General features: G+C 63.8%; 21 protein-coding genes. 13 read left to right on the top strand and 8 right to left on the bottom strand.

Translation table 11 applies throughout. The features are described 5' to 3' along the window. Window positions 1–131 precede the first annotated feature (131 nt). Both ACQ4WL_RS00260 and ACQ4WL_RS00255 read left to right on the top strand, forming a co-directional pair. Window positions 132–1,385 carry a DUF2863 family protein gene (locus tag ACQ4WL_RS00260; RefSeq protein ID WP_436507378.1) on the top strand — a complete coding sequence of 418 codons (1,254 nt, stop codon included), beginning with the start codon at window positions 132–134 and terminating at the stop codon, window positions 1,383–1,385. A gap of 56 nt (window positions 1,386–1,441) precedes the next feature. Continuing rightward, on the top strand, window positions 1,442–2,209 hold the full coding sequence (locus ACQ4WL_RS00255) for a CPBP family intramembrane glutamic endopeptidase (protein WP_436507377.1): 768 nt from the start codon (window positions 1,442–1,444) through the stop codon (window positions 2,207–2,209). On the opposite strand, the gene ACQ4WL_RS00250 is transcribed toward ACQ4WL_RS00255, so the two are convergent. Together ACQ4WL_RS00250 and ACQ4WL_RS00245 are read right to left on the bottom strand one after the other, a co-directional pair. Continuing rightward, a complete protein-coding gene (locus ACQ4WL_RS00250) occupies window positions 2,198–2,662 on the bottom strand; it encodes a CYTH domain-containing protein (RefSeq protein WP_436507376.1) in 465 nt (154 codons plus the stop codon). The genes ACQ4WL_RS00255 and ACQ4WL_RS00250 overlap by 12 nt on opposite strands. A gap of 12 nt (window positions 2,663–2,674) precedes the next feature. Next, the gene (locus ACQ4WL_RS00245; RefSeq protein ID WP_436507375.1) at window positions 2,675–3,796 is read right to left on the bottom strand and encodes a M14 family metallopeptidase; all 1,122 of its coding nucleotides are present in this window, start codon (window positions 3,794–3,796) and stop codon (window positions 2,675–2,677) included. Window positions 3,797–4,097: 301 nt separating this feature from the next. Here ACQ4WL_RS00245 and ACQ4WL_RS00240 point away from each other — a divergent pair, with 301 nt between their 5' ends. Then, window positions 4,098–4,760 (top strand): TetR/AcrR family transcriptional regulator, encoded by a 663-nt coding sequence (locus tag ACQ4WL_RS00240; protein WP_436507374.1) that lies wholly within the window; start codon window positions 4,098–4,100, stop codon window positions 4,758–4,760. A 77-nt stretch (window positions 4,761–4,837) separates the two neighbouring features. Here ACQ4WL_RS00240 and scpC read toward each other — a convergent pair whose 3' ends face one another. Continuing rightward, window positions 4,838–6,334: a succinyl-CoA:acetate CoA-transferase ScpC gene (scpC, locus tag ACQ4WL_RS00235; protein WP_436507373.1), complete on the bottom strand. Its 1,497-nt coding sequence runs from the start codon at window positions 6,332–6,334 to the stop codon at window positions 4,838–4,840. A gap of 159 nt (window positions 6,335–6,493) precedes the next feature. Here scpC and ACQ4WL_RS00230 point away from each other — a divergent pair, with 159 nt between their 5' ends. Next, entirely contained in the window at window positions 6,494–7,387 is an 894-nt protein-coding gene (locus tag ACQ4WL_RS00230) for a LysR substrate-binding domain-containing protein (RefSeq protein ID WP_436507372.1), read from the top strand. Window positions 7,388–7,439: 52 nt separating this feature from the next. Here the strand turns inward: ACQ4WL_RS00230 and fucP are convergent, their stop codons facing one another. Beyond that, the gene (gene fucP, locus ACQ4WL_RS00225; protein WP_436507370.1) at window positions 7,440–8,744 is read right to left on the bottom strand and encodes an L-fucose:H+ symporter permease; all 1,305 of its coding nucleotides are present in this window, start codon (window positions 8,742–8,744) and stop codon (window positions 7,440–7,442) included. A 105-nt stretch (window positions 8,745–8,849) separates the two neighbouring features. Between fucP and ACQ4WL_RS00220 the strand changes: the two genes are divergently transcribed. The 3 genes from ACQ4WL_RS00220 (at window position 8,850) to ACQ4WL_RS00210 (ending at window position 10,052) form a co-directional block, all read left to right on the top strand. After that, complete coding sequence (locus ACQ4WL_RS00220; protein WP_436507369.1) at window positions 8,850–9,080, top strand: hypothetical protein; 231 nt, start codon at window positions 8,850–8,852, stop codon at window positions 9,078–9,080. Between the two features lie 99 nt (window positions 9,081–9,179). Next, complete coding sequence (locus ACQ4WL_RS00215; protein ID WP_436507368.1) at window positions 9,180–9,413, top strand: DUF3563 family protein; 234 nt, start codon at window positions 9,180–9,182, stop codon at window positions 9,411–9,413. Between the two features lie 111 nt (window positions 9,414–9,524). Next, the gene (locus ACQ4WL_RS00210) at window positions 9,525–10,052 is read left to right on the top strand and encodes an NADPH-dependent FMN reductase (RefSeq protein ID WP_436507366.1); all 528 of its coding nucleotides are present in this window, start codon (window positions 9,525–9,527) and stop codon (window positions 10,050–10,052) included. Between the two features lie 58 nt (window positions 10,053–10,110). Here ACQ4WL_RS00210 and ACQ4WL_RS00205 read toward each other — a convergent pair whose 3' ends face one another. The 4 genes from ACQ4WL_RS00205 to ACQ4WL_RS00190 all read right to left on the bottom strand — a co-directional run bounded on the left by ACQ4WL_RS00205 (window position 10,111) and on the right by ACQ4WL_RS00190 (window position 14,888). After that, complete coding sequence (locus tag ACQ4WL_RS00205; RefSeq protein ID WP_436507365.1) at window positions 10,111–11,817, bottom strand: lactate permease LctP family transporter; 1,707 nt, start codon at window positions 11,815–11,817, stop codon at window positions 10,111–10,113. Window positions 11,818–11,911: 94 nt separating this feature from the next. Continuing rightward, window positions 11,912–13,357: a LutB/LldF family L-lactate oxidation iron-sulfur protein gene (locus ACQ4WL_RS00200; RefSeq protein WP_436507364.1), complete on the bottom strand. Its 1,446-nt coding sequence runs from the start codon at window positions 13,355–13,357 to the stop codon at window positions 11,912–11,914. After that, a complete protein-coding gene (locus ACQ4WL_RS00195) occupies window positions 13,354–14,070 on the bottom strand; it encodes a LutC/YkgG family protein (RefSeq protein ID WP_436507362.1) in 717 nt (238 codons plus the stop codon). Before ACQ4WL_RS00195 ends, ACQ4WL_RS00200 begins: the two co-directional genes overlap by 4 nt. Further along, complete coding sequence (locus tag ACQ4WL_RS00190) at window positions 14,067–14,888, bottom strand: (Fe-S)-binding protein (protein WP_436507361.1); 822 nt, start codon at window positions 14,886–14,888, stop codon at window positions 14,067–14,069. The genes ACQ4WL_RS00195 and ACQ4WL_RS00190 overlap by 4 nt, the downstream gene beginning before the upstream one ends. Before the next feature lie 151 nt (window positions 14,889–15,039). On the opposite strand from ACQ4WL_RS00190, the gene ACQ4WL_RS00185 reads away from it, so the two are divergent. The 6 genes from ACQ4WL_RS00185 (at window position 15,040) to ACQ4WL_RS00160 (ending at window position 21,606) form a co-directional block, all read left to right on the top strand. Next, entirely contained in the window at window positions 15,040–15,738 is a 699-nt protein-coding gene (locus tag ACQ4WL_RS00185; RefSeq protein WP_436507360.1) for a FadR/GntR family transcriptional regulator, read from the top strand. A gap of 112 nt (window positions 15,739–15,850) precedes the next feature. Beyond that, on the top strand, window positions 15,851–16,861 hold the full coding sequence (locus ACQ4WL_RS00180) for a GGDEF domain-containing protein (protein WP_436507359.1): 1,011 nt from the start codon (window positions 15,851–15,853) through the stop codon (window positions 16,859–16,861). A gap of 81 nt (window positions 16,862–16,942) precedes the next feature. Further along, window positions 16,943–17,962, top strand: a complete 1,020-nt coding sequence (locus tag ACQ4WL_RS00175) for a helix-turn-helix transcriptional regulator (RefSeq protein WP_436507357.1) — start codon at window positions 16,943–16,945, stop codon at window positions 17,960–17,962. Window positions 17,963–18,024: 62 nt separating this feature from the next. After that, window positions 18,025–18,438, top strand: coding sequence for a hypothetical protein (locus ACQ4WL_RS00170; protein ID WP_436507356.1), 414 nt, complete (start codon window positions 18,025–18,027; stop codon window positions 18,436–18,438). 241 nt (window positions 18,439–18,679) lie between these two features. After that, on the top strand, window positions 18,680–19,471 hold the full coding sequence (locus tag ACQ4WL_RS00165) for a TorF family putative porin (RefSeq protein ID WP_436507355.1): 792 nt from the start codon (window positions 18,680–18,682) through the stop codon (window positions 19,469–19,471). 56 nt (window positions 19,472–19,527) lie between these two features. After that, entirely contained in the window at window positions 19,528–21,606 is a 2,079-nt protein-coding gene (locus ACQ4WL_RS00160; RefSeq protein ID WP_436507353.1) for a methyl-accepting chemotaxis protein, read from the top strand. Window positions 21,607–21,663 lie beyond the last annotated feature (57 nt).

The raw sequence follows: 21,663 nt of genomic DNA, 5'->3' as shown, positions 1-21,663 counted from the left end.
TTTCGACTATTGGCATGATCTAAGGATAGCTTACGTATTGCGTGCGGCCGAATCCTCTACAATACGGTTATAAGGGTTTATCATTGTTTGACTGATCCATTTTTTTCACTTTCCGAGACTCTTATCCCGCTATGCGTCGTCCTTCCAAAGATTCATCCCATAAACTGACTGCCGACAGCCAGCGCCTGGTCACCTTTGCCCAGGCGATCGTACAGGCAGCCAGCCGTCTCGAAGAGCGGTCCTGGGAACACAGCCTGGATACGCAGCTCCAGAAATTACTCAAAACCGGCCACCAGGACACCATCGACAACACCCTGGGCAGCCTGTTCAAGGAAGACTTGAACGCCTACGACGTGCTGATGGACTGCGTTGAAGCCATCAGTGAATCGACCGTCATCACGCATGAAGACGTGCGCTATGACGCCCTGCTGGTCGCCGTGCCCATCCTGGCATGGACGCGCTTCTCCATCGCTTCCGGCCCCATGGCCGGCGATGCGCACGGTGTGCTGTCGGCGCATTTCGCCGCCCACCTGCTGGCCGATGGCACGAAGATGGCCATGGCGCCGACCCTGTACTCGATCGACCAGTTGCCGCGCAGCCACGTCGAGACGTATGTCAAGACGCAGAAGCTGGCACTGGCCGCCCTGAAAGGCACGGCCGTCAAGCCTTCAAGCAAAGAGGCGGAAACGGCGCCCTTCCTGGCCGACACACGCTACCTGCTGGTGGCCGTGGTGGCGCCTGCTGGCGCGCCGCTGTTCCGCTGGCAGACGCCGGCCAGCCAGCTCGACTTCATCGCCGAGCGCAGCGCCGCCCTGGACCAATGGCGCGCGCAAGCAACGCCAACCATCGCCCGCCTGCTGCCCGGCTGCGGCCTGGAGTTGCTGTTGCCAGAAGCGTACTACGTGGCCTGCCGCGAAGCGGACAAGCTGATACGTCCCGTCTCCGTGCGCGCCGCCGTGCACTACCTGACGCACACCTTGGCCATCGAACCGTCGGAACTGCGCGCCGTCATCGCCGGCTTCGGCGAAGAAGCGGCCGATGGCCAGGTCGACGAGTACCGCATCGCCTTCACCCTGCGCCAGACGCCGGACGTCATCTACGGCATCGTCTGGCCCCTGTACGGCCAGGAAGACGAGGATGGCACGCCGATCGAAGGCCTGATCCAGGTCGGCATTGCCGCGCTGGACAAGCAAAAGACGCCCGTCGATGAAATCATCGAGCACCTGAACGCGGCCGGCGTGACGCACATCAAGCGCCACGCGGAACGTTTTGTCGGTGAATACTGTGACGATTGCGGCGCGCCCTTGTTTGCCGATCCTGTCGGTGAACTGGCGCATGCGGAAATGCCGGAAGATACGCCGCAAGGCAGCGAGCATTTTCATTAATTGATAACGCATAGGGCCGGAGGTTTCTTCCGGCCTTTTTTTCGCCCCGACCGCCGATGCATTCCAGCCCAGCCACGCCCTCTCCCCTGCGGCCAGCATTGCTGGCGCTGTCATTGCCCATGCTGGCAATGCTGCTGGCGAGCGCATTCATCGCCATGCGCGTCATGGGCACGCTGGGTCCCTTGGGTTTGTTCTGGATGCTGCCACTGAGTTTTTGCGTGATGGCAGCCTTGCCCTGGATCTTGCTGTCGCCGCAAGGACGGCGCAGCATCGGTCTGCAAGCCCCCTCTGGCAAAGCGCCCTACGCCCTGGCGTTGACCTGCGGTGTGGCTGCCGCACTCCTGTGCTTTGCGCTGGGCATGCTGCTGTATGGCGCCACGACGGACAACTGGTTTGTCAGCATAGCGACCAGCTTTCGCCGCACGGCGCCCACGGCCGGGCTGAGCATCTGGATGCTGCACCTGATGATCACCGTGCCGGCTTGCATCTTCAGTCCTATCGGTGAGGAAATCTTTTTTCGAGGCGTGCTGCAAAATGCACTGGAGGAAAAACTGTCTGTGCGCAGCAGCACCTGCGGGGAAGCAGGGCTGTTCGGCCTGGCACACCTGTGCCATCATGGCTTGAGCGTGACGGCTGCCGGCGTATCGCTGAATGTGGTCTCGGCGGCAGTGTGGGTGGCGCTGATGTTTGCGACAGCCTGCCTGTTCGCGTGGCTACGGCGCCGCCATGCTTCGCTCTGGCCAGCAATGGCGGCACACGCAGCATTCAATCTGACGATGAATGCCGTGATTTTCCAGTTCCTGTGGCCACCATCACCACTGTGAAAACGGATGGCGGATCAGGTTCGCATTGTAGTAACGCGCATCGCCCGACACTTCCGCCCCTATCCAGTCGGGCTTGTCGAAGGGCTGGTCTTCCGAGGCCAGTTCGATCTCGGCCACCACCAGGCCCGCATTGGCGCCCAGGAACTCGTCGACTTCCCACACCATGCCCGCGTATTCGATGCGGTGGCGGAACTTTTCGATCAGCGGCTGTTCGCACAGGCCGTCGAGCAGTTCAACGGCGTCGGCCAGCGGGATCGGATACTCCCACTCGCCGCGCGTCGCGCCCACGTTCGCGCCCTTGATGGTCAGCATCGCCTGCTCGCCTTCGATGCGCACGCGCACCACGCGCTCGCGCGCGGAGGACAAATACCCCTGGCGCAGCAGGACCGGTTGGCCCAGCCCGCGCCAGGCGTCGCCGGCAAGCAAAAACTTACGCTCGATCTCGATACCCATGAACAACGCCGTTCAATCCAGCGACAGCAGGATAGGCTGCAGCATGGCCGCGCCCAGGGCCGCGCTGCGCGCGCCGTTCCAGCCCACGGCCGGATCGGGCAAGTCGGCGTTTTCCTTGAACGGCATTTCCAGGGTCAGCGCCAGGCAACCGAAGTGGTGGCCGATGTATTTCGACGCCAGGGTCAGCATGTCCGACTTGTACTTGCTGGCCGCGTAGCCAAACTTGTCCTGGAAGTCCGGGCTGGCCTGCTTGTAGCGCTCGATGAAGGCTTTCTGGTGCGCCGCTTGCGCCGGCGTGAAATTTTCCAGCATTTCGTTGCCGGCCACGAAGTTGTACGGCAGCGCTTCATCGCCGTGGATGTCGAAGAACATGTCGACGCCCGTTTCGTGGATCTTGTTTTTCACGCACAGCACTTCCGGGCTGGACGCCAGCGATGGCGTCATCCATTCGCGGTTCAGGTTGGCGCCCGCCGCATTCGTGCGCAGGTTGCCGCGGACGGAACCGTCCGGATTCATGTTCGGCACGATGTGGAACACGGCGCGCTGCAAGAGCTTGCGCGCGATCGGATTGGCGTCGTCGAGCAGGGAGTCGATGAGGCCTTCGACGAACCATTCGGCCATCGATTCGCCCGGATGCTGGCGCGCGATGACCCAGATTTTCTTTTCCGCCTGCGGGTTGCCGATGGTGACCATATTCATGTCGCGGCCGTCGACCGTGCTGCCCAGGTCGGATACGCGCGCCAGCGGATGCTCGGCCACTTCGCCCAGCAGGCGCAAATGGCGCTCCCACGAATACGGCTCGAAATAGGCGTAGTACACGCTGTCGAGTTCCGGCGTATGCGCAATCGTCATGACCTGGCCATCGAACGACGTCGGCACGCGGAACCAGTTTTCGCTGTCGTAGCTGGCCACGGCCTGGTAGCCTTCATAGCCGGCCGGATAGGTGGCCTGGCCCGCGTTCAGGATGCGCATCGTGCATGCCTGGCCGCGCGCGCCCTGCAGGCGGAAGTGGAACCACTGATGGATGTCGGCGTGGCTATCCTTGCGCAAGTTCAGGTCGATGGCGCCGGCACTGGCGGCGCTTACCACCTCGATGGCGCCCGAGTCGAAGTTCTGGCTGATTTTAATGGTCATGTAATGATCCCGTCCAAATGTAAGAGTTCCGGCGTCGCCTCGTGGGCTGGCGCCGTCGCGCTAAAAACGCAGTGTAAGCTATCCCGCTATTTTCCGCCCTTTGGCCCCGTTCGCAAAGCCTGGGCGGGCGATTTATGCACCAATCCGGGGCATCGATGGCAAAGCGCCGGGCAAAAGGGCGAAAAATCGGCCCACTGTCGCATCGACCGGACAAAAAACTGAATTGTAACAATGCCGGACACATTGGCAGCTCAGCGCCATCCTATAATTCTTGCTTTCATTGAGTCGCCAGGAAAGAGTCGTGGACAAGAAGTTGACCAATATTCAAGAAAGAAAGTTACGCGAGGCCCAGGCGCGGCGCGAGCACATCATCGACGTCGTCAAAGATCTCATCAAGAAGGGCGGCGCGCGCGCCGTCTCCATCCGCAAGGTGGCCGAGGCGGCCGGTTTTTCCACTACCGTCGTATACGCCCTGTTCCGCGACAAGGCCACCCTGATCGCCCAGGCCATGGACAAGGACTTGCTGGAACTGGTGCGCGCCATGCGCAGCGCCAGTGAAGCCGGCGGCGATCACTGGGAACGCATCCGGCTGACGGGGCGGGCCTACATCGAGTACGGTTTCCAGCACCCCGATGAATACTCGCTGATCTTCATGGAATTGCGCCCACATGCGGAAATCGACGCCGTCGAAGTGGAACACGGCAATATCGAGCAAGATCCATATGCGTTTGCCCTCTCCCTCTTCACCGAACTGGCCAAGGCGGGCGAGGTGCGCGGCGACGAAGCGGTGCTGCACACGATGACGCAAATCTTCTGGCAATCGCTGCACGGACTCGTGTCGCTGCGCATCGTCATGGATGCGGGCGACCCATGGACGCCGCACCCGGAAATGCACGCGCATATCGACGACTTGCTGGCTGTCGTCATGACAGGCATTCGCCTGCGCTTTGCGCCGGGTGCCTGACAACAGCATTCAAAACCGAAGTAAAAAAGGCAGGCGCGGTACTGCACCGCCCTGCCCTGTCTTGATGTGAACGAAGCTTACTGCGCTTCAAGCATGCTCTGCGTTTCCTGGTAGCGCGTATGCCACGACAGCGCCTGCTCCAGGATGTGCGGCGTGTGGCCGCCGCGCTGGCATGCCGCGTCGTAATACGCGCGCAATTGATCACGGTAATCAGGATGCGTGCAGCGCTCGATGATCAACGGCGCCCGTTCGCGCGGCGCCAGTCCCCGCAAGTCTGCATAGCCCCACTCCGTCACCAGCACGTCGACGTCATGCTCCGTATGATCCACATGCGAGACCATCGGCACGACGCTGGAAATGCGCCCGCCCTTGGCCGCCGATTTCGACACGAACATCGATACTTGCCCATTGCGCGCAAAATCGCCCGAGCCGCCGATGCCGTTCATCATGTGCGTGCCGCACACGTGCGTGGAATTGACGTTGCCGTAGATATCGAATTCCAGCGCCGTGTTCAGGGCGATGATGCCCAGGCGGCGCACGATTTCCGGATGGTTGCTGATCTCTTGCGGGCGCAGCACGATCTTCGAGCGGTAATGGTCGATATTGTCCATCAGCTTTTGATGCACGGCAGCCGACAGGGTGATCGACGAGGCCGAGGCGAACGCCAACTGGCCCGAGTCGAGCAGCTCGATCGCGCTATCCTGCAGCACTTCCGAATACATGGTCATGTTCTGGAAGGGCGAACCGATCAGGCCATGCAGCACGGCATTGGCGATGGTGCCGATGCCCGCCTGCAGCGGCAGCAATTCCGGGCCCATACGCCCGGCCGCCACTTCGCCTTGCAGGAAGGCGATCACGTGGCCGGCGATCGCCTGCGTTTCCGCGTCGGGCGGCAAGGCGTTCGACGGGCTGTCGGGGCTGTCCGTGATGACGATGGCGGCGATGCGGGCCGGGTCGATGGCGATGGCCGTGCTGCCCAGGCGCTGGTCGACGCGCGTGAGCGGTATCGGTTCACGGCCCGGCAGGGATTGCGGAATATAAATGTCGTGCAAGCCTTCCAGCGCCAGCGGCGTGGACAGGTTGATTTCGATGATGACTTGCGTGGCCTGCTGGGCGAAGGCGGCGGAGTTGCCCACCGACATGGTCGGGATGATGGCGCCGGCGGCCGTGATGGCCGTCGCTTCGATGACGGCGATGTCGACGGCGGCCAGGTTGCCCGAGCGCAGCTGCTCGGCCGTTTCCGACAGATGCTGGTCGATGAACATGACTTCACCGTTGTTGATCTTGCCGCGCAAGATCGGGTCGACCTGGAACGGCATGCGGCGCGCCAGCACGCCCGCTTCGGCCATCAGGCCGTCGCTGCCATTGCCCAGCGAAGCGCCCGTGATCAGGGTCAGGCTGAGCGGATCTTGCAGGGCGCGCTCGGCCAGCGCGCGCGGCAGGGCCTTGGCGTCGCCGGCACGGGTGAACCCGCTCATGCCGACACGCATGCCGTTGTGGAACAATTTGGCTGCCTCGTCGGCGCTCATGATTTTGCTGAGCAAGCCTGGGTGGCGGATACGGTCCTCGTACATCGTGATGCTCCTGATATTCTTAATATTCTCAAACTGGATGGCTGTCATACACCAACCCCATAAGTGGATTCAGTATAAAATCCCGGCTACATGCATGGCATGAATTAATTTCGCCAAACCCAGTCGATATTTTCATGCTTCGCCGAGGCGAGCCCCATCTTGGATATCCGTTCCCTGCGCTATTTTGTCGAAACCGTGCGCCTGTCGAGCTTTACGCAGGCGGCAGAATCGCTGCACCTGACCCAGTCGACCATCAGCAAGATGGTGCGCCAGCTGGAAGAGGAAGTGGGCGCCCAGCTGCTGGTGCGCGACGGGCGCAAGCTGACCCTGACGGACACGGGCCGCATCGTCTACCAGCACGGCCAGGAAATGCTGGCCAACATGCGTCAGCTGACGCTGGAAGTACGCGACACCCAGGCCTTGCAGCGCGGCAGCCTGACGGTCGGCATCCCGCCCATGATCAATGTGCTGTTCACGCCTGTATTGAAGGCCTTCCGCGCGCGTCACCCGAACATCAGCCTGACCCTGCAGGAAGACACGGGCCAGCAGATCGAGCGCCAGGTGGCGGGGGGGGAGCTGGAAATCGGCATGACGGTGCTGCCGGCGGACCCGGAACTGGACCTCGTGGCGGTCACCATCGCCAGCTACCCGATCTGGGCCCTGGCCGAGCCGGGCACGTTCCAGAAAAAACGCACGACACTGCCCTTCAAGGCGCTGGCCGACCTGCCGCTGGTGCTGTTAAAAGATGACTTCGCCCTCACGCGCAGCCTGCGCCAGCATTTCGCGCAGGCGGGCTTCACGCCGACCATCGCGGCGCAGAGCGGCCAGTGGGACTGGCTGGTGGCGATGGCCTCGGCCGGCCTGGGCGTGGCCCTGCTGCCCGAACCGTTCATCCACCGCCTGGCTGGCGAACCTCTGGAGGCGGTGCGCCTCGTCGAACCGGAAGTGGCATGGCAGGTGGCGCATATCTGGAGCGGGCGCTATCTGTCGCATGCGGCGCGCGCCTGGCTTGAGGTGTGCCAGGATGTGCTGGGCACGCCGTTCGCGCACTGATGTAAAAAAGGGTGGCCGAGGCCACCCTTTCGATTGATCACGACAGCACAGCTTATTTGGCGGCGGCGTCGTTGTACATGCTGGCGTATTTCCAGCCGAAGTACAAAATAAAGGTATAGCACAGGGCCGGCACGAGGAAGGACAGTTGCAGGTTGATGTGGTCGGCCAGGAAGCCCTGGATGAACGGCACGATGGCGCCGCCGACGATGGCCATGCACAGGATGCCGGAACCTTGTCCCGTTTGCGCGCCCAGCTTGTTCAGGGCCATGCTGAAGATGGTCGGGAACATGATGGAGTTGAACAGGCCGACGGCGATCAATGCCCACATGGCCGTGTGACCGCTGGAGAACACGGCGACGAGAATCAGCGCGATGACGACGGCGGCGTTGAAGGCCAGGGTCTTGCCCGGGCTGACATAGCGCATCACGGCAAAGCCGACGAAGCGGCCCAGCATCGCGCCCCCCCAGTAATAGCTGACGAAATAGGCGGCGTCGGCGTGGCTGAGGCCAGCGATATGGCTCTCGCCCAGGAAGTTGATCAGGAAGCTGCCGATGCTGACTTCACCGCCCACATACAGGAAGATGGCCAGCGCGCCCAGTACCAGGTGGCGGTGCGACCAGATCGAGACCTTGTGGCCATCCTGCGCCAGGGCAGCCGCATCGTCGGCATGCGAAATCTTCGGCAATTTTGCCAGCGCGAACAGCACCGCCAGTATCACCAGGGTAGCGGCCAGCACCAGGTAAGGACCTTGCACGGAGGCCGCTTCCTTGGCGCGGTAGGCCAGTTGCTCGGCCGCCGGCAGCAGGTCGAACTGCTGCACCGTCAGCACGGTGCCCGATAAAATCAGCATGCCGCCCAGCGCCGGCGCCACGGTGGTGCCCAGCGCGTTGAACGCTTGCGTCAGGGTCAAACGGCTCGACGCCGTCTGCGGGTCGCCCAGTTCCGTCACATACGGATTGGCCGCCACCTGCAACACGGTGATGCCTGCCGCCAGGATGAAGAAGGACAGCAGGAACAGCGCATAACTGCCGGTGGACGCCGGGTAGAACATGGCGCAGCCGGCGGCCGCGATCAGCAAGCCGGCGACGACGCCGCGCTGGTAGCCGATTTTCTTGATCAGCATGCCGGCCGGCAGCGAGACGATGGCGTAGGCGCCAAAGAAGCAAAACTGCACCAGCATCGCCTGGACATAGGTCAAGGTGTAGATCGAGCGCAAATGGGGAATCAGCACATCATTGAGCGAGGTCAGCAGTCCCCACATGAAAAACAGCACCGTGACAATGATCAGGGCGCCTGTATTGTTTTGCGTGCCGGCCTGTGCGGACGGTACGCCCTGGCCTTGCTTTACGTATTCCATACCTTCTCCATTTTTCAATTCCAAGTTGATCTTGCCAGGTATGGAAGCGTTTCCACCCGGGCAGCACCAGGGCGCGCAAGCGTCACGCAGATATCAGCGTGGGCCATGACTGCCATCAGCGATACGGGGCAGGCATGGCGACTCTTGCGCGCGGCAGGCGCACGGCCGACCGTTTTTCGTCAGAACGATGTCTTGTGGGCGCGGCACGCCTGCGGGCTGCGTCTGAAAACAACATTCAGGACAAAACAGTCTTGTAGTAAAACTACGATACTGCGCCCGCATTATGCCTTAAAGCCCCGTATTGCGCAGCTTTCCCGCCTGTTATTTGAAAAATGAATAGCTGACATTTGAAATCAAAAGTAGCCTTATAACTTGGAATCGCTATACTTATATTGCAGTGCAGCACAACGCGGCACGCCACACTAGGAGTCTGCCATGTCAACCGCATTTAGCTATCACACCACGCAAAACAGCAATATCGTCGCCACCCTGGTCCAAGCCGCCAAACGTCTGGGCGCCTGGCTGAACCACAGCAGCGACCGCCGCGAACGTGCTTACGAAGAAGCCTACCTGGCCGAATCGACCGACCGCTACGATCTGGAATACCGCATGCGCGAACTGGCCCGCGCCAACCCGCAGCCTAGCTGGATGAGCGGCCTGAGCCGTTAAGAGTGCCGCAGTACCCAGCCACTCATCGCAGCCCATCATCGGCTGTTGCAAGATCCATAGCGCCATCCTGCTCGCCTTGCGCTTGAGCACAGGATGGGCTATACAGGCGCAATGAAAACGCCCATCACCATCCTCGCCATCGCCGGCAGCCTGCGCGCCGCCTCGCTGAACACCGCCCTGCTGCACGCCATCGCCCGGCTTGCCCCAGCGGAATATACAATCCGCATCTACCAGGGACTCGGCGAATTACCCCTGTTCAATTCCGACCTCGACGCCGACAGCCTGCCGGCCGTGACGGGCCTGCGCGACGCCATCCTGGCGGCTGACGTGCTGATGCTGGCCAGCCCCGAGTACGCGCACGGCGTGAGCGGCCCCATGAAGAATGCGCTGGACTGGATGGTGGGAAATGAATCGTTCATCGACAAGCCGCTGGTGCTGCTGAACGCCGCGCCGCGCGCCACGCACGCGCAGGCGGCCTTGCGCGAAACGGTGCGCACCATGTCGGCGCGCCTGATCGACGAGGCCTGTATCAGCCTGCCTTTGCTGGGGTCGGGTCTCGATGCCGACGGCATCGCTGCGGACCCGGCATTGCGCCGGGCCATCTTGGATATGCTGCAGTGCATCAGGTCATTTTCATGACCCTCTGCACGTTTCACTGTCAATTCATCTAGTTTTACTACGTACTTCTACGGACCGCTCAGTGCGGGATCATGCCGGTGAACACGTACGCCTGCAGCATGGTAATGATGCCGATGATGACGGCAAACAACAGGCTGTGCTTCAAGGTGAAGCGGAACAGGTCGGATTCCTTGCCTACCAAGCCCGTTGCGGCGCAGGCGACGGCGATCGATTGGGGCGAAATCATCTTCGCCGTCACGCCGCCCGTCGTATTGGCCGCCACCAGCAAGGTGTCGGAGACGCCGATCTGGTGCGCCGTGGTGTTTTGCAGGGAGCAGAACAAGGCATTCGAGGAGGTGTCGGAACCCGTCAGGAAGACACCCAGCCAGCCGAGGAACGGCGAGAAGAACGGGAAGGCGGCGCCGCTGCCTGCCAGCAACAGGGCCAGGGTGGACGACATGCCCGAGTAATTGGCAACGAAGGCAAATGCCAGCACCAGGCCGATCGACAGCACGGGACGGCGCAATTCCACCACGGTTTCCACGAAGGCCTTGATGCCATCGCGCGGCTTCATGCGCAGCATCAGCATAGCCAGCACGGCCGTCAGCAAGATCGCCGTACCCACAGCCGACAGCAGGTCCAGCTTGAACACGGCGTCATACGCCTTCGGCACGGTCACGATGGGCATGCTCTTGATCACCAGCTGGTCCAGGTAGGGCACGTGGATTTTGATGACCAGGCTGGACAACGCACCGCCGGCGGCAAACAAGGCCTTGAAGCCGGGCAGGCTCCACACGGTGACGATGGCCGTCAGCAGGCCGAACGGCGCCCAGGCGCGCATGGTCTGCGCCGTCGTGTAGGGCGAGGCGGCGCGGCTGCCGCTGCCGCGCACGTCCGCCTTGCCTGCGCCACCGCCAAAACCGGACAGCGCGGCCGTGCCGCCGCCGACGGCATGGGCCACTTTCGCATTCTTCGGCTGCCACACTTTCAGGAACAAGGTCAGCGACACCAGGCTGACGAGGGCCGAGGTGATATCGGGCAGCTCGGGGCCGATGTAATTGGACGTGTAGTACTGGGTCACGGCAAAGCTCAAACCCGTCACCAGCGCGGCCGGCCACACTTCGCGCACGCCGCGCAAACCATCCATCATGAACACCAGCCAGAACGGCACCAGCAGCGACAGCAGCGGCAACTGGCGGCCCGCCATGGCGCCGATCAGGAACGGGTCGATGCCCGTCACCTGGCCCGCCACGATGATGGGGATGCCCATGGCGCCAAAGGCCACGGGCGCCGTGTTGGCGATCAGGCACAGGCCCGCCGCGTACAGCGGGTTGAAGCCCAGGCCCACCAGCAACGCCGAGGTGATCGCGACGGGCGCGCCGAAACCGGCCGCCCCCTCCAGGAAGGCACCGAAGGCAAAGCCGATCAGCAGCACCTGCAGGCGCTGGTCGTCCGTGATCGACAGCACGGAGGCGCGGATGATGTCGATCTGTCCCGTCTTGACGACAATTTTATACAGGAAGACGGCCGTGACGATAATCCAGGCGATGGGCCACAAGCCATAAGCAAAACCATAGCCGGCCGCCGCCAGCGCCTGCGGCACGGGCATGCCGTAAGCGAAAATTGCCACGGCCAGCGCCAGCGCCAGGGTGACGGCGGCCGCCACGTGGCCCTTGATGCGCAGCGCGGCCAGGGCGATGAAGAAGAAAATGATGGGAACGGCTGCCGCCAGCGACGACAGCCACAAGCTGCCGAGCGGGGTGTAAAGTTGGGTCCAGGTTTGCATGTCGGGTCTCCTCCGGTGGATGCGGGTTAATGAAAAAAAACGGCTGTTGATGTATTTTTTGTGTAGCGTGTTTTTATGCTTGAGCGGGGCCTGTTTATTCTTCCTGCCCGCGTGCATTGAGCAGGTCGGCCAGGCTGCGCGGCGCCGTCATCAAAGGTTTGCGGTGCTGCGTCCAGCCCAGTTGCGCGCGCGGCGTCAGCAGCCGCAACCGCGTGGCGGCCCAGCGGAACAGACGGTAGCTGGCGGGACGCGCAAAGGCGCCGCTCCAGAAGCGCCAGATCAGGCTTTCACCGCGGCTGAACTTGGCTCCCTGCCCGCGCAGCGGATGCGCAACCTGCTCTGCCGGATTGCGGTTCGCTTCCGTGCGCAGGCGCACCAGCAGCTGCGGAATCGGGATGCGCACGGGGCACACCTCGCCGCAGGCGCCGCACAGGCTCGACGCCGTGGCCAGGTCGGCCGTCGCGTCGAGTCCCAGCAAGTGGGGCGAAATGATCTTGCCGATCGGCCCCGGATACGTGGTGCCGTAGGCGTGGCCGCCGATACGCGTGTAGACGGGACAGTGGTTCATGCAGGCGCCGCAGCGGATGCATTGCAGGGTGGCGCGCAGCTGCTCGTCGGCGTAGGCCTGGCTGCGGCCGTTATCGAGCAAGACCAGGTGCACTTCGCGCGGCCCATCCTTTTCACCGGCGCGGCGCGGGCCGGAAATCAGGTTGAAATAGGTAGTGATGGCTTGCCCCGTCGCCGAGCGCGTCAAAAGACTCGCCAGCGGCACGATGTGTTCCAGCTTGGCCACCACTTTTTCCATGCCCATGATGGCGATGTGCACCTCCGGCACGGACGTCGTCAGACGGCCATTGCCCTCGTTTTCCACCAGCCACAGGGTGCCCGTGTCGGCCGCCGCGAAGTTCACGCCCGACAGGCCGATGTCGGCCTCGACGAAGGCGTGGCGCAGGGCGCGCCGGCCCGTCTGGATCAGGCTGTCGACGTCTTCCGTGTAGGGCGCATCGGGGATATGCTCGGCGAACAGGCCGGCGATATCGGCGCGGGTCTTGTGAATCGCCGGCATGACGATGTGCGACGGCTTTTCGCCGGCCAGCTGCACGATGTACTCACCCATGTCCGATTCCAGGCAGGTCATGCCGCGCGCTTCCAGGTAGTGATTGAGCTCGATTTCCTCGCTGGCCATCGACTTGCCCTTGATGAAGCGCGTCGCCCGGTTCTTTTCGGCGATGGCGTGGATGATGGCGTTGGCCTGCTCGCCATCTTCGGCCCAATGCACCTGCACGCCCGCCGCCGTCAGCTTGTCTTCCAGCTGCACCAGCAAATCAGGCAGGCGCGCCAGCGCGTGCTGGCGCACGGCTTCGCCGATGTCGCGCAGGCGTTCCAGTTCATCGCCGTCGGGGAACTGGGCGCTGCGCTTGTCCTGCAAGAAATCCATGGCGCCGCGAAAGCTCTGGCGCAGCTTCGGGTCGTCCAGCGCGGCGCGGGCGCGCGCATGGAAATCGGCCGGCTTGACGAATTGCATGGGCTTGGCGTTCATGGCTGACCTCCTTCATGGGCTGACAAGTCATCGATGATCAGCACCCACAGCCAGCGCGGGCCGTGCGCGCCATACGCCAGGGTCTGCTGGATATCCGACGTTTTCGAGGGGCCCGACACCAGCACCAGGTTGGCCGGCATGCCGTCCGCCCAGCGCTCGGCGCGCGCCGCCGCATGCAAGTCCGCGTGCAAGGTGCTCGCATACACGAGGCAAATGTGCAGCGGTGGCGCCAGCGACACCGTGCGCGGCGTGGCCGCGTCGGGCGCGATGACCAGGCTGCCGCTGGCGGCGATGCCGGAACGGGCGACGGTAAAACCCGCCTCCACCGTGTCGAACAATTCACTTTTCCACTGCGCCAGCGGACGCTCGAAGGACAGCGTCTCCACGCCAGCCGGCAAGGCGGTGCGCAAGGCCAGTCCTTCCCGGCTGTCGGCATCGAGCAGCAAACGGCGCACGCCGTGCGCGTCCAGGCGCTGCGCCAGCAGGGCGGGCCAGGCGTCCATGCTGACGCAATCGACATCCGCATGCGCGGCGCGCAAGGCTGCCTGCATGGCGGCTATGTGCTGGCGCGGCGACTGCGGCGATGCGGCGCGGCGCGCCTGGTAATGGCTGTCGATGGCGGCGTCGATGACGTCCACCGCGTCGGGCGAGGCGGGCGCCGAGGCGCGCAGACGCCCCAGCATGCGTTCGCGCGCAGTCAATGCCGTACTCATGGCGCACCTCCCGTGCGGCGCCACAAAAAGCTGGCCAGGTGCTCGACGGGCAGCGGCGCGCCCTGGTGCTGCGCGGCGTGGCCGATATTGAGCAGGCAGCCGCAGTCGGCCGAGACGAGCCGGTCGCAGCCCGTGGCGCAGGCCGAGGCGATCTTGTCGCTGACCATGGCGCCGGAAATGTCCGGGTGCTTCAATGAGAACGTGCCGCCAAAGCCGCAGCATTCCGATTCGCGCTGATGTTCGATGCGCGTCACGCCGGGCAAGGCGTCGACCAGGGCCACGCCATGGAGGCGCGTGCCCATTTCGCGGCGCGCGCCGCACGAGGTATGCAGCACCACATTTTCATCCGCCTGCCCGGGGCCGGCCAGGGCCAGGCTGGCCAGGTCGAGCTTCAGCACGCAGACGAGAAATTCGCTCAGTTCATACACGCGTTCGGCCAACGCCAAGGCCTTGGGACCGGCCACGGGGTCGTCCTGGAACAGCTGCGGCCAGTGGTGGCGCATCATGCCGGCGCACGAGCCGGACGGCACGATCACGGGCCAGGGTTGCGCAAACAGGTCCAGCTGGGCGCGCGCCACGGCACGCGCCTGTTCCGGGTTGCCGCTGCTGTAGGCAGGCTGGCCGCAGCAGCTCTGGCCGCGCGGATAATGCACCAGCAAGCCTTCCCGCTCCAGCAGGCGCACCGCATCGAGCCCCGCCTGCGGCACGAACAGGTCGACCAGACAGGTGGCGAACAGGTACACCTGGAGCGGTGCGGGCGGATAGTGGCGTGGTGCGCGGTTCGGTACGTGAGGCGGCTGGCGCGGGTCTGGCTGCATGTGTGTGTCTCCCGGCGCTCTGTGTGTTGCTGCGGCGCCGCTGTGTGTTGTTAAAAATGACCGGTTCACGCATAATTCCAGCTTCCGCAAGCCACTTCAAATTGCTCGGACCACTTTAAAACAACACCGAAAGACAGCGATGGCGACAGGCATGCAAACGCGGGGCAGGGTCGAGATGGTGATGCGCAGGCTGGAGACCGCCCTGCTGGACGGCAGCCTGCCGGCGGGCGCGCAGCTGCCGGCCGAGCGCCTGCTGGCGCTACAATATGGGGTCTCGCGCAATACCGTGCGCGAAGCGGTGCAGCGGCTGGCAGCGCGGGGACTGGTGCGCAGCCGGCGCGGCGCCGGCGTCTTTGTGACGGATCAATTGCGCACCGGCATGGCCTCGCCGTGGAGCCAGTTGGTGGCCGACCACCCCGCCCTGCGCGACGACATCCTGGAATTTCGCCGCGTGCTGGAAGGGGCGACGGCCTACTTTGCGGCCCAGCGGGCCAACAGCGGCGAGCGCGAACAGATCATGGCGCTGCTGGCCGAGCTGGAACAGGCACGCGCGGACGACGACAAGCACGGCGAGGCGCAGGCCGATGCGCGGCTGCATGAAATCATCGCGCAAGCGTCGCACAACACCATGTTCCTGCACTTGCACACCAGCATCATCGGCATGCTGCGCGAACATATCACCCTCAATGGCACGGGCTTGCGCCAGCAGGACGACGCCACCTCCTTGCAGCTGCTGTCGCAGCACCGCACCCTGTGCGAGGCCATCTGCGCCAGCCAGCCAGAGGAAGCGCGCACGGCCATGCAAAGCCACATCGATTTCGTGCGCACGCGCGTCACCAGCGACGAATAGGGTTACTGGTAGGACCAATCTGGACGACTGCGCATCGGGAGAGTTGATGCGTCATGCCTTGTCGCAGGGCCGGGCAAGAATGGGGTCCCGATTCGCCATCCGACAGGTTTCCATGCATTTGCACCATGCCACTGACGCTATCCCCAGGCCGGCGCCGCATCCCTTGCTGACGCTGCATGCCGGCGCCAGCGCCGTCTTTGCCGCCACACTGTTGCCACCCGCCGGGTGGCCACTGGCCCTGGCCTGCAGCCTGGTCATCCTGGCGATGCTGTTGCGGACCTTGCGCACACAGCCTTGCCGCGCCGCCTCCGGCAGCGCGCTGCTGGCGCTGGACCTGGTCGTCTTCCTGCTCTGCTATGCACTGCGCGAGAGCGATGCCGACTGGCACGTGACCGCCTTTTGCACCCTGCTCGCCGCGCCCTATGCCGGCATCACACGACAGATGCTGGGCGGTGCCGGCCTGGCCATCCTGGCCAGCCTGGCCTGGCTCGGCTTGCAGGATGACATCCAGGCCAGCAACGCGGCGACCTTGCTGGTATTTAATCTGGCCGGCATCTGTACCTACCATAGCCAACAGCGCCAGCACCGCGAGCACTTGCTGCAACACGCCGTCCTTGCCGAGCAGGCCGTGCGCGACCACCTGACCGGCTGCTACAACCGCCGCTACCTCGATGAGCACTTGCTGGGCGCCGAACTTGCGCGCTCACAACGCCATGGCCTGTGCCTGACGGCCATCCTGTGCGATCTCGACCATTTCAAGCGCATCAACGACGCCCGTGGCCATGCCGCAGGCGATGCCGTGCTGCGCACCTTTGCCGCCCTGCTCGGCAATGCCACGCGCCGTGGCATCGACAGCGTGGTACGCCACGGCGGCGAGGAGTTCCTGTTGATCCTGCCGGAAACGGACCTGGCTGGCGGCGTGCGCCTGGCCGAACGCTTGCGCGCCAGCCTGATGCCGCACATCGGGACCACGGCCAGCTTCGGTGTGACCTGCATCGCGTTTGCACCTGGCAGCCAGGCGTCAGGCCCCGCCGCCCTGGTCGCCGCTGCCGACAGCCTGCTATACCAGGCCAAGCACGCGGGGCGCAATTGCGTCAGGGCGGCCATGCTGGAGGCCCTGTAATTGCCATCGAATCAATGTTACCATTCGTTAACTTATGTACTTGTCAGTACACATCCTGCCACCGAATTGAACGGAACCACCATGTCTGAACACGCGCCCCGTCCCTCCACCATCATGCGCCAATGGCAAATGCTGCGCCTGATACCGCAGGCGCCTCGCACCATCACCGCCAACGAATTGCACGACAAGCTCAAGGCCATCGACTTTGCCATCGGCGTGCGCACGATCCAGCGTGATTTGCTGGACCTGGCCGAGATTTTTCCGCTGACCAATCCAGCCGACAGCAAGCCATTTGGCTGGTGCTGGATGGAAAATGCGGCGCGCATGGACATGCCGGGCCTGTCGACGCCTGCCGCACTGACCCTGGCGCTGATGGAGCAGCACCTGCGCCATGCGCTGCCGCCGTCCACCCTGGACAGCATGCAACCGTATTTCAGCGCGGCGCGCCAGACCCTGAACGCCGCCAGCGAGCGTGGCAGCGCGTCGGCCTGGCTGGGCAAGATACGCGTCATCGCCCCCATGCAGCGCTTGCTGGCGCCCGAGATCGACGAAGCGTGCCAGCGCACTGTGTATGAAGCGCTGATGCAGAACCGCCAGCTCAAGCTGAGCTACAAGAAGCGCGACAGCGACAATCCCGTCAGCTATGACGCCGTCCATCCGCTGGCCATCGTGCAGCGGGGTCAGCTGCTCTATCTGGTATGCCTGTTCGCCGACTACAACGATGTGCGCACCCTGGTCCTGCACCGCGTGCAGCAAGCGGAAATGCTCTACCTGCCCGCGCGAGCGCAGCCAGGCTTCGACATCGACGCGTACATAGCCTCCGGCGCCATGGGCATCCGCGATGGCGAACCGCTGCTGCTCGAAGCCGTGTTTGCCCGGCGCAGTGGCGAACATCTGTACGAGACGCCGCTGAGTACGGACCAGCAATTACAGGAACGCGAGGATGGCTCGCTGCACCTGACCGCCACCGTACCCAGTACGCGCGAACTGCAATGGTGGCTGCTGGGCCTGGGCGATGGTGTGGAAGTGCTGGCGCCCGCCGTCCTGCGCGAGCAAATGAAAAGCACCATCGCCAGCATGGCCAGCCGCTACGCCGCCTGACGACGGCCCCGGCGGCAGCAAAAACTGCTACTATCGCGCGCCGCCACTTACTGCATCCTCGCATGACCGTCCTTAGCCACACTCATCCGCTGGTGCGCCAGCTGGAAAACGACTTGCTGCCCCGGTTCCGCGCCGCCCTGCCGCCACTTGCGGCCGCTGCGCCTCAGTTACTCGCCTCCGTGTTCGCCTTTTCCAGCGGTACGGCCAGCGCCTTCCAGGATTATCATTTCGGCATTTCCTGCCTGCTCGGAGAAGTCCCCGAGGATGCCCCGGAAGAAGTCGCCCTGCTGGTCAGCGTCACGGGCCTCGACGCCAGCGTCCGGCTGAGCGCCAAGGTCGTCTGGGGCCAGCCATCGGGCCTGGTGGAAATGCAGACCGAGCTACTGGATGGCGACCTGCCCGCCCTGCATGCGGCCCTGCCCGGCTTGCTGGCCAGCCTGCAACAGGCAGCCAGCCGTGGCGCGCCAAGCATGTGACAGGCGCATGAAAAAGTGCCAAGAAACAACAACTTACGATTTCCGCAGCGCAACTTTATTGACTTCCACTAGCCCTAGCCCCTATCCTTTCAGTTACGTTTGGTGAGAATGTGTGCATGTTCATGCGAACATGCAGACGGCGTCGCCTTGCTTGCGCAAAGTCCATTCCGCATTCATTTATTGCAACCATCAAGGCAACGCGCCTGGACGGCCGCTGCCAGCAAATACGGAGCTGACTGCCATGCCATCGCACCATCATTTTCCTGCAACATCCTTGCTGGGTTGCGTCTTCCTGCTGGCCGCCCTGCCCGTGCAGGCGCAGACCACGGACAACACTGCCGCCACCTTCAGCGCCAATGCCAGCCTCACCTCGCAATACATTTCGCGCGGCTTTCGCCAGACCTGGGGCAAACCAGCGCTGCAAGCGGGGGCCGACTACGCACACCCAAGCGGCTGGTCGCTGGGAACCTGGGTTTCCACCGTCAGCGACCGCTATATCGAAGACGCCAGCATCGAATGGGACCTGTATGGCGGCTACAGCGGCACGGTGGGCGAACTGGGCTATAGCGTGCTGGCGTATTACTACAAGTATCCGGGCGCCGTCTACCGCGCCACGGGCGTCAAGTATGACTATGGCGAACTGTCGCTGGGCCTGAGCTACAAGATGCTGTACGCCAAGTACAACCATACCGTCACGCGGGACTTTTTCGGCATCACGAATGCGCGCGGCACGGGCTACCTGGACGTGGGCGCGAATGTCGACCTGGGCAATGCCTGGACCTTGAATCTGCACGCCGGCAATGGCCGGGTGGCGGGCGCCGGTAATGCCATCTGGAACTGGCGCGACGCCAAGGTCGGCGTCACCAGGGCCTTCGATGGCGGCTGGAGCGCCAGCGCCGCCCTCACGCGCGCCTGGGGCGCCACCGACGCCTACGACCATTACACGCTGGGTATCCCGAATGCGGCCGGCCAGTTCGACACCTCGAACCCCGCCGCGGCCACGCTGGTCGTGGCCATCAGCAAGACGTTCTAGGTGCGCCCCGCGCGCCGCCCATGACACCGATATCCTCCCCATCAAGGAACAGCCTCATGCAACTTTCTCTCAACAGCAAAATCTGCGTCGCCGCCACCGCGCTCGCCATCCTCAGCCTGGGCGTCACGGCGGCGGTGATCGGTTACAAGAGCAGCGCCAGCGCCGAGGCAGCCGCTTTGGCACTGGCGCGCACGTCGGCACGCGAAGTGGCTGGCGCCTTGCAGGCACGCATCGCCAGCAACCTGGCCAGCGTTTCCAGCCTGGCCGGCGCCATGCGCGGCACCAAAAGCGCCAGCCTGCCCCTGCAGCGCGAGCAGATCAATGAACTGACCAAGGCCACGCTGACCAGTTCGGAAGACTTGCTGGGCGCGGCCGTGACGTGGGAGCCGGACTCGCTCGACGGCAAGGATGCGGAATTTGCCAACCAGAAGCCGTACTACGACGCCAGCGGCCGCTTCATGCCCTACTGGACGCGCGGCGCCGGCGGCAAGTTGCAAGTCGAACCCATCGTCTTCGACCCGAAACCGGGCGCCAACGACTGGTATGACGTGCCCAAGCGCACGGGAAAAACCTTCTTTACGGAACCGTACATCTACCCCGTCGACGGCAAGGATGTACTGATGGCCTCGCTGGTCGCCCCCATCATGATCGACGGCAGCTTCAAGGGGGTGGCCAGCGCCGACTTCATGCTCACGCGCCTGGCGAAAATCCTGGCCGACCTGAAAGTGATCGAGGGCGGCAAGCTGGCCCTGATCTCGAACGGCGGCCTGTACGCCAGCCATCCCGCGCCCGAGCGGCTGGGCAAGAAGGCCGACGACGTGCCGGCGGCCGGCCTGGAAAAGGTACGCCAGGGCCAGCCGTATGAATACGAGGATGGCCAGGGCTACATCCATTTGCTGCAGCCGCTGCAGATCCACCCCGATATCGCGCCCTGGAGCGTGGAACTGAATTTCCCGAAAAGCGTGGCCATCGCCTCGGCGCGCGACCTGATGACCTACACCCTGATCGTCGCCCTGCTGTGCGCGGCGGCCACGGCCGGCATTTTGATCCTCGTCGTCAACCAGCTGACGCGACCGCTGCGCACGCTGGGCCGCACCATGACGGACCTGTCCAGCGGCGACGCCGACCTGCGCGTGAAGCTGGAAGTCAAGGGCACCGACGAGCTGGCCGTCATCGGCAAGGGCTTCAACGCCTTCGTGGAAAAGATCCACGCCGTGCTGCTGCAAGTGCAGGCCAGCGCCGACAACGTGGCCCGTGCCAGCGCGGAAATTGCGCAAGGCAATAACGACCTGTCGGCGCGCACGGAACAGCAAGCCAGTTCACTGGAAGAGACGGCCGCTTCGGTGGAAGAGCTGACGGGCACGGTGAAGGAAAACGCCGACCATGCACGCCAGGCGAATCAACTGGCCGCTTCCGCATCGAGCGTGGCGCAAAAGAGCGGCGAAGTGGTCGGCAAGGTGATAGAGACCATGACATCGATCAATGACTCGTCGAACAAGATCGTCGACATCATCAGCGTCATCGATGGCATCGCCTTCCAGACGAATATCCTCGCCCTGAACGCGGCCGTGGAAGCGGCGCGCGCGGGCGAACAGGGACGCGGCTTTGCCGTCGTCGCCACGGAAGTGCGCAACCTGGCACAGCGCTCGGCCGCGGCGGCCAAGGAAATCAAGCTGCTGATCGACGATTCCGTGGGCAAGGTGGCCGCCGGCAGCAAGCTCGTCGATGAAGCGGGCGCCACCATGGAGCAGGTGGTCGACAGCGTGCGCAAGGTCACCGCCATCATGGCCGACATCAGCGTCGCCACCACCGAGCAAAGCGACGGCATCGCCCAGGTCAACCAGGCGCTGGCGCAAATGGATGGCGTGACGCAACAAAACGCGGCCCTGGTCGAGGAAGCGGCGGCGGCCGCCGAAAGCCTGCAAGACCAGGCCAGCCATCTGGCCAAGGTGGTCAGCGTGTTCAAGCTGGGCGAGCAGGTGCACCAGACGGCACCGGCAGCAAGCGTGGCAACGCCGCGCGCCGCGCCGCCAAAAACACCCGTGCCAGCCAAGCGCCTGAGCGGCGCCAAGCCGCAAGCGGCGCAGCACGCGCCCGCCAAGGCAGCGGCCGGCGATGACTGGGAAGAGTTTTAAGCGCAATGAGGTGACGCTAACCCGCAAAGATTCCCTCTTTGCGGGCGGCGCAGCAGC

It is taken from the genome of Janthinobacterium kochi (assembly GCF_051380715.1).
Classification (GTDB): Bacteria; Pseudomonadota; Gammaproteobacteria; order Burkholderiales; family Burkholderiaceae_D; genus Janthinobacterium.
The sequence above is the reverse complement of the archived record's forward strand: the minus strand, read 5'-3'. Positions and strand labels throughout refer to the sequence as shown.